Genomic DNA, 8,807 nt, shown 5'->3' with positions numbered 1-8,807 from the left:
CTCTCACGACCCTGGGGAATGTCTCGTCATCGTAGTGAGTGGGCGCAAGGCCGGCGACCTGCCCGGTTGCTGTGGTCAGTTCGGCGCGCCGAAGGCGATCACACCGGGGGCGGGTACGGACGTGGTGTTGCCGGTGGGCGTCAGCTCGCCGCTCCGGGGGTCGACGGCGAAGCTGGTCGGACCCCTCACGCCCTCCGTGGCGAAGCCGAGGGGGGTGAGCCCTTCGGCGGAACCGTTGATCCGGTAGCCCGCGATGGTCCGAGGGCCACGGTTGGAGCCGTACAGGAAGTGCCCGGACGGATGGACGGCGATCTCGGCGCCGCCCTGCCCTCCGGTGTAGTCGGCGGGCGCGGTGGGGACGGTCTGGAGCGCGCGGCCCACCGTGCCGGTCGCGGCGTCGTACGCGAAGGAGGCGATGTTCCCGTCGAGTTCACCGATCACATAGGGCGTCCTGGCGTCGTGCGAGAAGGCGATGTGCCGAGGGCCCATGCCGGACGGGACCGACACCTCGCTGACCCGCCGGAGCCCGCCGCCCGCGAGCCGGAAGATCTCCGCCTTGTCGATGCCGAGATCGGCGGTGCCCAGGAATCGGCCCGACGGGTCGAAGGTGACGGCGTGCGGATGTGACGAGTCCTGGCGCGGGTGCGGTCCGCCGCCCGTGTTGCGCAGGGAGCCGCTGACCGGGCCGAGCCACCCGTCCCTTGCGTCAGCCACTGCCGCGAGGAGGCAGGCGAAGGAGAGACAGGCGACGGGGAGGCAGACGAAGGGGAGGCAGACGAAGGGGAGACAGGCGAAGGGGGCCACCGGATGCGGCGGCCCCCTTTGGGCGATTGCATGTGCCGGCCCGGCTCACTCCATGAGTTCGATGATGGACAGCTCGTCCGTGCTGGACAGCAGCTTCTTGCCGACCTCGGCCATGTGCGCGGCCCAGAACTGCTCGGCCTCCGCACCGGACCGCTTCTCCATCAGGCCGACCAGCTTCTTGTGCGCCCGGTAGGCGCTGTCCCGCTGCCGGTCCCCGTCGGCCCAGCGCAGCAGCGCCGCCTGCGCGTGCCGCTTGGAGATGCGCTCAAGGGTCTCGGCGAGCACGGTCATCGTGATGTTGCCCGAGAGCCCGGCGAGGGTGGTGTGGAAGCGCCAGGCGACCTCGGGGAACCGGTCGGCGTCGCCGCGGACCTCGTACTCCTCCTCCAGCAGGGCGCGCAGCCGGGCGAGGTCCTCGTCGCTCGCCGTCTCGGCGGCCATGCGCACCGCCACCGGCTCGAAGACCATCCGGAACGCGTAGATGTCGGCGAGCGTCCCTTCGCGCAGCTGCAACAGCATGCTGAAGCTGCGGGCCGTCACCGAGGTGTCCGGGTGGCAGACGACCGGACCGCGGTGCGAGCCGCGCCGCACCGTGATGAGCTGCTCGGCCTCCAGGAGCCGCAGTGCCTCGCGCAGGGTCGGCCGCGAGACGTCGTACTCCTCGACCAGCGAGGACTCGGACGACAGTGAGTCACCCGGCTGCAATGCTCCACTGAGGATCTTCTGCCGCAGCTCGGAGGCGACGATCTCGGCCATCTTCGGCAGGCGTCGACGCGCTACGGGAGTTCGCTGGTCGTTTCGCTTGCTGTCCGGCACGTGCTGCCCCATCTCCGGGATGTTGTTCTGCGGGTCCTTGGCGATGGACCCGTTCCAGCATAGCCAGCGAAGTACAGCTTAGCTAACTATGACATACTGCCCCTAGCCGCATGGATACCGGTCACACCCCGCGAAGGGGGAGCGGCTAGGCTGGGGATCATGCCGTCCCCACGCCGTACCGCGCGCCAGCGAGATCTGCTCGAACGGCTGGTGGCGTTGCTGGCGGCGGAGGGTTTCGCGTCCTTCACCCTCGATGAGCTGACCGAGCGGCTGCGCTGTTCGAAGACCACGTTGTATCAGCTGGCGGGCAGCAAGCAGGAATTGGTCCGCGAGGCGGTCAAGCACTACTTCCGGGAAGCGACCCAGGCCATCGAGCAGCAGGTCGCGGACGCCTCGGCGCCCTCCGAGCGCGTGGTGGTCTATCTGAACGCGGTCGCCGAGCAGCTCAAGCCGCTGTCCCGGCGCTTCCTCGATGACATGGCCGCCTTCGAACCGGCCCGCGAGGTCTACGAGGCCAATACGCGCATCGCCGCCGGCCGGATCCGGCAGCTGGTCACCGAGGGCGTGGCCGCCGGTGCCTTCCGCGATGTGCACGCCGCTTTCGTCGGCGAGGTCGTCGCCGCCACCATGCAGGAGATCCAGCGCGGCGAGATCGCGACCCGTACCGGGCTGACCGACTCGGAGGCGTACGCCGAACTGGCGTCCCTCATCGTCCACGCCCTCTCGCCCTGAGCGCGTCCGGTCAGGGGCGGACGCCCCAGCTCCTGAGCACGGCCTCGGTGTCGGGCTCCTGTTCCGTCCGTGGCGGTGCCGGTTCCCGGCCCGGTGTCCGGGAGAAGCGTGGCGCCGCTGCGGCCTGGAGCACCCCGCCCGCCTCGACCAGGGTGCGACGGGCCGCGAGGTGCGGGTGCGCGGCGGCCTCGGCGAAGGTGAGGACCGGGGTCACACAGGCGTCCGTCCCGGCGAAGTGCTCGGCCCAGGCGTCACGTGTGCGGGCGGCGAACCGCTCGGTGAACCTCGCCCGCAGCTCGGGCCAGCCGGTGCGGTCGTCCTGGGCCGGAAGCCCGGCCGGGTCGATGCCCAGGCCGGCGAGCAGGGCGGCGTAGAACTGCGGTTCGAGCGCGCCGACGGCGACGAACCCGCCGTCGGCGCAGACATAGGTGTCGTAGTAGGGGGCGGCCCCGTCGAACAGGTTGGCGCCGCGTTCGTCCGACCACCGGCCCATGCCGCGCAGGGCGAAGGTCATTTGGGCCAGCAGGGCGGCCCCGTCGACCATGGCGGCGTCGACGACCTGCCCGGTGCCGGAGTGTGACCGTTCGAAGAGGGCCGCGAGGATCCCGACGACCAGCAGCATGGAGCCGCCGCCGAAGTCGCCGACCAGGTTGAGCGGCGGGGGCGGCGGACCGTCGGGGCGGCCCATCGCGTGGAGCACGCCGGTGAGGCCGATGTAGTTGAGGTCGTGGCCGGGTGCCTGGGCCAGCGGGCCGTCCTGGCCCCAGCCGGTGATCCGGGCGTAGACGAGCCCGGAGTTGCGCGCGGAGCAGTCGGCGGGGCCGACCCCGAGGCGCTCGGCGACCCCCGGCCGCAGCCCCTCGACGAGGACGTCGGCGCGCTCGGCCAGCGCCAGCACCCGCGCACGGTCCTCGGGCCGCTTGAGATCGGCGAAGACCGAGCGGCGTCCGCGCAGCACGATGTCGGTGGCCCCGTCCGGACCGAGCCGCAGCGCCCGCCCGGCGGGCCGCTCGACCCGTACGACATCGGCGCCGAGGTCGGCCAGGACCATGGCCGCGTGGGGAGCGGGCCCGAGTCCGGCCAGCTCAAGAACGCGCAGTCCGGCAAGGGGACCCACGGATCCATCTCTGGGAAGCATGGCGTTACCGTACCTCAGGCGATACTGTTGTATCGCTTGGCGTATCAATATTCGGGTTTCTTCTTTGCCGCCCGCCGCCCTCCACATGCCGTTCGCCGTTCGTTGCTCGCCGTTCGTTGCTCGCCGTTCGTTGCTCGCCGTTCGTTGTTCGTTGTTCGTTGTTCCGAGTGTCCTGACCAGGGGAATCCCATGCCCGCTACCCGTACGCTCCCGTCACCGGAAGCCGTCGACCTGATCGAACTGACCCGTGAACTCGCCGGGAAGGAACTCGCCCCCCGCGTCGCGCAGGCGGAGGCCGAGGAACGGTTCCCCCGCGAGGTCTTCCGCACCCTCGGCCGCGCCGGACTGCTGAGCCTGCCCTATCCGGAGGAGCACGGCGGCGGCGGGCAGCCCTACGAGATCTACCTCCAGGTCCTCGAAGAGATCGCGGCGGTGTGGTCCAGCGTCGCGGTCGGCGTCTCCGTCCACGCGCTGTCCTGCTACGCCCTCGCCGCCTTCGGCACCGAGGAGCAGAAGAAGGAGTGGCTCCCGGACCTGCTCGGCGGCGATCTGCTCGGCGCCTACTGCCTCTCCGAGGCCCACGCCGGTTCCGACCCCGGGGCGATGCGCACCCGGGCCGTCCGGGACGGCGACGACTATGTGCTGAGCGGCGCCAAGGCCTGGATCACCCACGGCGGCCACGCCGACTTCTACACGATCATGGCCCGCACCTCCGACGACCGCTCACGCGGCATCTCATGCTTCCTGGTCCCGGCCGACACCCCCGGGCTGATCGCCGACGCGCCCGAGCGCAAGATGGGGCTGACCGGCTCCGCCACCGCCACCCTGCGGCTGGAGGACGTCCGCGTCCCGGCCCGCCGCCGTATCGGCGAGGAGGGCCAAGGTCTCAAGATCGCGTTCGCCGGGCTGGACCGCGGACGGCTCGGGATCGCGGCCGTGGGGGTCGGGCTGGCCCAGGGGGCACTGGACCACGCCGTGCGCTACGCGCAGGAGCGGGAGACGTTCGGCAAGCCCATCATCGAGCACCAGGGCCTGGCCTTCGTCCTCGCGGACATGGCCGCCGCGGTCCAGTCCGCCCGCGCCACCACCCTGGCCGCCGCGCGGCTCGGGGACCAAGGGCTCCCGTTCGGGAGCGAGGCCGCCATCGCCAAGCTGGTGGCCACCGACAACGCCATGAAGGTCACCACCGACGCGGTCCAGGTGCTGGGCGGCTACGGCTACACCCGTGACTTCCCGGTCGAGCGCTACATGCGCGAGGCCAAGGTCATGCAGATCTTCGAAGGCACCAACCAGATCCAGCGCCTGATCATCAGCCGGGCGCTGAAGAACGAAGACCGAGGCCCCCTCAGGGTGCGGAACCAGGAGCACTGATGCGAATCGACAACACCGCGGCGATCGTGACCGGCGGCGCGTCCGGGCTCGGAGCGGCCACCGCGGCGGCCCTCACCAAACAGGGGGCACGGGTCTTCGTCCTCGACCTCGCGGCCGGGATCGAGAACGCCACCCGGATCGAGGGTGTCACCTACCTCCCCACCGACATCACCGACGGCACCGCCGTCGCGGAAGCCGTCGACGCGGCCTCCTCCGGCGGTGTCCCGCTGCGCACGGTCGTCAACTGCGCCGGCATCGGCCCGTCCATGCGCGTTCTCGGCAAGAAGGGCGTCCACGACCTGGGCCTGTACGCCAAGGTGGTGCAGGTCAATCTGATCGGCACGTTCAACGTCCTCGCGCTCGCCGGCGAGGCCATCGCGCGGACCGAGGCCGACGAGCACGGCCAGCGCGGAGTGATCGTCAACACCGCGTCCGTGGCGGCGTACGAGGGCCAGATCGGCCAGGCGGCCTACGCCTCCTCCAAGGGCGGCATCGTCGGCCTGACCCTGCCCGCCGCGCGCGACCTCGCCCAGTACGGCATCCGGGTGTGCACCATCGCCCCCGGCATCGTGGAGACACCGATGCTCGCCACCGTCTCCGAGGAGTTCCGCGCCTCCCTCGCCGCCGGAGTCCCCTTCCCGAAGCGCCTCGGCCGCCCCGACGAGTACGCGCAACTGGCCCTGGCGATCATCGAGCACGACTACCTCAACGGCGAGACCATCCGCATGGACGGGGCCCTGCGGATGGCTCCGCGCTGACCGCCGACCCGTCGGCCGCGCCGCCCGCGGACCACCCCGAGACCGGACAAGACCTGAACCGGACAAGACCTGAAAGGCAGGACAGCACGCATGGCATCCAGCAGGCCCGCCGCGACCGACGGGAGCGAGGCGGGGGAGGTGAGCGCCGGGAGTGCCGGGAGTACGGACGTGGTCCTGGTCCGTCACGAGCGGGCCGTCGCCGTCATCACCCTCAACCGGCCGCATGTGCTCAACGCCATGACCCGGCCCACGGCGACCGCCTACGCCCGACAGCACGGCTGACATCACTCTCCCGTCAGCCACCCGCCCCACCGCCGGCGAACCCGGCTCTAGGTTCCGGGCTGCGTGCCGGGCCGTTCGCCGGGCCGCCAGAACATGATCAGTTGCAGTGCCGCTGCGCCGGTTCCGACCGCCGCGGTCAGGATGAGCTGGGCCCAGCCGCCGCCGAACATGCCCAGCGAGCCGTCCACCGACCAGCCGCCACCGCCCAGTGCGCCGATGACGACGGCGCAGGTCGCCAGCACGAGCACATACTCATATCCCTCGCCCGGGCGGAAGGTGAAGAAGCCGTTGCGGATGTGGTGGGTGGTCAGCGCCACCAGCGTCACACCGAGCATCGCCGCGGCGGCGAGGGGCGTCAGCAGACCCAGTCCCATGAGGACGCCCGCGCCGATCTCGGTGAGACTCGCCAACCACGCGTGCACGAGACCCGGTCGCATGCCCAGTGCGTCGAACCATCGTCCGGTGCCCTCGATCTTGCCGCCGCCGAAGATGTGGTTCCAGCCGTGCGCGATGAACACGAGGGCCAGCACGAGCCGGAACAGCAGGAGCGCACAGTCCGCCGCTGACGCTGTTCCGTCCATCACCGGGGTTCTCCCTCGGTCCAGCGGATGAGGGCGTCGAGTACCTCGCTCTTGTCGCCGTGGACGCGCAGGGGGTTGATCTCCAGTGCTTCCAGCCGGTCCCCGCAGGCGACGGCGATGTCCGCGATCGAGCGGATCACTTCGGCCAGGTGGTCCAGGTCGACCGGGGGCGCTCCCCGGAAGCCCTCGAACAGCGGGAAGCACTTCAGCTCGGTGAACATTTTGCGGATCTCGGCCGTGGTGGCGGGCAGTACGCGAAGGGCGCTGTCGCGCAGGACCTCCACCCATACGCCGCCCAGGCCGACCACCAGGGTCAGGCCCCACACCTGGTCACGGACCACACCGACCACCAGGTCCAGGCCCTCCGGGCGCATCGGGCTCAGCACCGCGCCCTCGATCGCGGCGTGCGGCTGCGCGGCGCGCACACCGGCGATCATGCTCTCGTACGCGGCGCGCACCTCGGCCGGAGTCCGCAGTCCCAGCCGCACACCGCCGACATCGGTCTTGTGCGTGACATCGGCGGAGCTGATCTTGAGCACCATCGGCCCGTCGAACGACCCGGCCCGCTCCTCCGCGTCGTCGGCACTGGTCACCAGCTGCTGCGGCACGACCGCGACACCATGTCGCGCCAGCAACTCGGCGACCTGCCGTTCCGACCACTGGGCGCTGGTGTCCGGGCTCAGCCGCAGCGGCGGGCCGACCGGGCGCTCGGTCTCGCGCGACCTGCGCAGTTCCGACCAGCGGATGGCTCTGGCCAGCGCCGGGATGCCCCGGGTGAAGGAGTCGGCCACGAAGCCGGCCTTGCCCTCCCGGCGCAGCTCGCGCGCGAACTCGGTGCGCTCGGTGGGGAAGAACTCCATCCTGATGACCGGGACGGGACTGATCTCGTCGATGCTCTTGCGCTGCTCGCCACCGCCGCCGGAGTACATGGCCGCGGCTTCTGCGGTGGCCGGCACCCCGCCGTGAACGACCAGGATGTCGACGTTGGGGTCACGTGCCACCGCTTCCTGCGACATCGGCATGATGGCGGGGTTGACGGTCATGTAGCCCGTGGTGTCCAGCGGATTCTGCGCGGTGGCGAAGTCGGGCAGCCCGCCCTCCCGCAGCGCACGCACCGTCGACTCGTCCAGCTCCGGCAGCGCCAGACCGTTCTCCTCCGACACATCGCCGATCACACCGCACATGGCACCGGAGGCGGTCACGAAACCGACGCGATGGCCCGGCAGTTCGCCGTGCGCGTCCAGCAGTCCACTGGTCGTCACGAGGTCCTCGATGGTGTCCACCCGGATGACGCCGTGCTGCGCCAGGACCGCGTCGTAGACACGGTCGTCGCCGGCCAGCGAGCCCGTGTGCGCCGCGGTCACCCTCGCACCGAGCGCGCCGCGGCCCGCCTTGTACGCCACCACCGGCACCCCCGCGGCCAGGGCGCGCTCGGCCGCGTCGATGAACACCTCGGGGTGCCGGACAGCTTCCAGGTAGAGCGCGATGACCTTGGTGGAGTCCTGGCTGAGCAGATAGTCCATGCTTTCCGCGACGGTGAGCATGGTTTCGTTGCCGACGCTGATGAGATGACTGAACGGGACGTCCCTGCTCTGGAGGTAGTTCATCAGGAAGATGCCCAGGGCCCCGCTCTGCGAGACGATGCCCACGCTGCCGGGGGTCACTGACGCGGGCATCAGCGAGGTCCACGCGTAGGTGGACGACACGGTGTTGATGAAACCGAGGTTGTTCGGACCCAGGATCTGGAGACCGAGATCACGCGCCCGGTCCGCCAGTTCCCGCTCCAGCCGGGCGCCCTCCGCGCCGGCCTCCCCGAATCCGGCGGCGATGACGACCAGGTTGCGCACCTCGGCCGCAGCCGCCTCGTCCATGATGGCCGGCAGTGAATCGGGTCCGGTCAGTACGACCGCCAGGTCCGCGCGCCCCTCCACCTCGCGCAGCGACCGTACCGCCGGCCGGCCGTGGATCTCCCCGCCCTTGGGGTTGACCAGATGTATCTCATGCGGATAGTTCCCGCGCCGCAGGTTGTCGAACGTCTGCCACGACCAGGCCGAACGCTCGCTCGCGCCCACGATCGCGATGCCCTTCGGCGCGAACATCGGGGCGAGCGGGTGCTCGCCGCCCTGCGCGCCCGGACTTGCGGCGTCTGCTGCCTGAGCCGGCTCACGATCCACGCTCATCGCACTCCCCATCATCTGGTCACTGGCATGAATGTCTGTGGCACACACTGAAATCGGAGTCTCGAATCCTCGACGGGCTCCCGGCCTGACGGGCCGTGACCGGAGTGCACCGGCACTGGCACCGGCACGCTCGCCCCCCGCCCGG

9 protein-coding genes are annotated in these 8,807 nt (G+C 70.8%); 4 read left to right on the top strand and 5 right to left on the bottom strand.

Features of this window, described 5'->3' with window-relative positions:
• Positions 1-75 precede the first annotated feature (75 nt).
• Both ACFXAZ_RS38705 and ACFXAZ_RS38700 read right to left on the bottom strand, forming a co-directional pair.
• A complete protein-coding gene (locus tag ACFXAZ_RS38705; RefSeq protein WP_384601538.1) occupies positions 76-714 on the bottom strand; it encodes a lactonase family protein in 639 nt (212 codons plus the stop codon).
• 135 nt (positions 715-849) lie between these two features.
• Positions 850-1,632 (bottom strand): FadR/GntR family transcriptional regulator, encoded by a 783-nt coding sequence (locus tag ACFXAZ_RS38700; RefSeq protein ID WP_384601536.1) that lies wholly within the window; start codon positions 1,630-1,632, stop codon positions 850-852.
• A 147-nt stretch (positions 1,633-1,779) separates the two neighbouring features.
• On the opposite strand from ACFXAZ_RS38700, the gene ACFXAZ_RS38695 reads away from it, so the two are divergent.
• The gene (locus tag ACFXAZ_RS38695) at positions 1,780-2,352 is read left to right on the top strand and encodes a TetR/AcrR family transcriptional regulator (protein ID WP_384601533.1); all 573 of its coding nucleotides are present in this window, start codon (positions 1,780-1,782) and stop codon (positions 2,350-2,352) included.
• A gap of 10 nt (positions 2,353-2,362) precedes the next feature.
• Here ACFXAZ_RS38695 and ACFXAZ_RS38690 read toward each other — a convergent pair whose 3' ends face one another.
• Complete coding sequence (locus ACFXAZ_RS38690) at positions 2,363-3,490, bottom strand: CaiB/BaiF CoA transferase family protein (RefSeq protein ID WP_384601530.1); 1,128 nt, start codon at positions 3,488-3,490, stop codon at positions 2,363-2,365.
• Between the two features lie 189 nt (positions 3,491-3,679).
• Between ACFXAZ_RS38690 and ACFXAZ_RS38685 the strand changes: the two genes are divergently transcribed.
• The 3 genes from ACFXAZ_RS38685 (at position 3,680) to ACFXAZ_RS38675 (ending at position 5,901) form a co-directional block, all read left to right on the top strand.
• Positions 3,680-4,861, top strand: a complete 1,182-nt coding sequence (locus ACFXAZ_RS38685; RefSeq protein WP_384601527.1) for an acyl-CoA dehydrogenase family protein — start codon at positions 3,680-3,682, stop codon at positions 4,859-4,861.
• Positions 4,861-5,619: an SDR family NAD(P)-dependent oxidoreductase gene (locus ACFXAZ_RS38680; protein WP_384601524.1), complete on the top strand. Its 759-nt coding sequence runs from the start codon at positions 4,861-4,863 to the stop codon at positions 5,617-5,619. The genes ACFXAZ_RS38685 and ACFXAZ_RS38680 overlap by 1 nt, the downstream gene beginning before the upstream one ends.
• 90 nt (positions 5,620-5,709) lie before the next feature.
• Positions 5,710-5,901, top strand: coding sequence for a hypothetical protein (locus tag ACFXAZ_RS38675; RefSeq protein WP_384601521.1), 192 nt, complete (start codon positions 5,710-5,712; stop codon positions 5,899-5,901).
• 47 nt (positions 5,902-5,948) lie between these two features.
• Here ACFXAZ_RS38675 and ACFXAZ_RS38670 read toward each other — a convergent pair whose 3' ends face one another.
• Both ACFXAZ_RS38670 and ACFXAZ_RS38665 read right to left on the bottom strand, forming a co-directional pair.
• The gene (locus tag ACFXAZ_RS38670) at positions 5,949-6,482 is read right to left on the bottom strand and encodes a DoxX family protein (RefSeq protein WP_384601518.1); all 534 of its coding nucleotides are present in this window, start codon (positions 6,480-6,482) and stop codon (positions 5,949-5,951) included.
• A complete protein-coding gene (locus ACFXAZ_RS38665; protein WP_384601516.1) occupies positions 6,482-8,662 on the bottom strand; it encodes an acetate--CoA ligase family protein in 2,181 nt (726 codons plus the stop codon). The genes ACFXAZ_RS38670 and ACFXAZ_RS38665 overlap by 1 nt, the downstream gene beginning before the upstream one ends.
• Between the last annotated feature and the right edge of the window lie 145 nt (positions 8,663-8,807).

The organism is Streptomyces sp. NPDC059477, from assembly GCF_042749375.1.
In the GTDB taxonomy this organism is placed as follows: Bacteria; Actinomycetota; Actinomycetes; order Streptomycetales; family Streptomycetaceae; genus Streptomyces.
The sequence above is the reverse complement of the archived record's forward strand: the minus strand, read 5'-3'. Positions and strand labels throughout refer to the sequence as shown.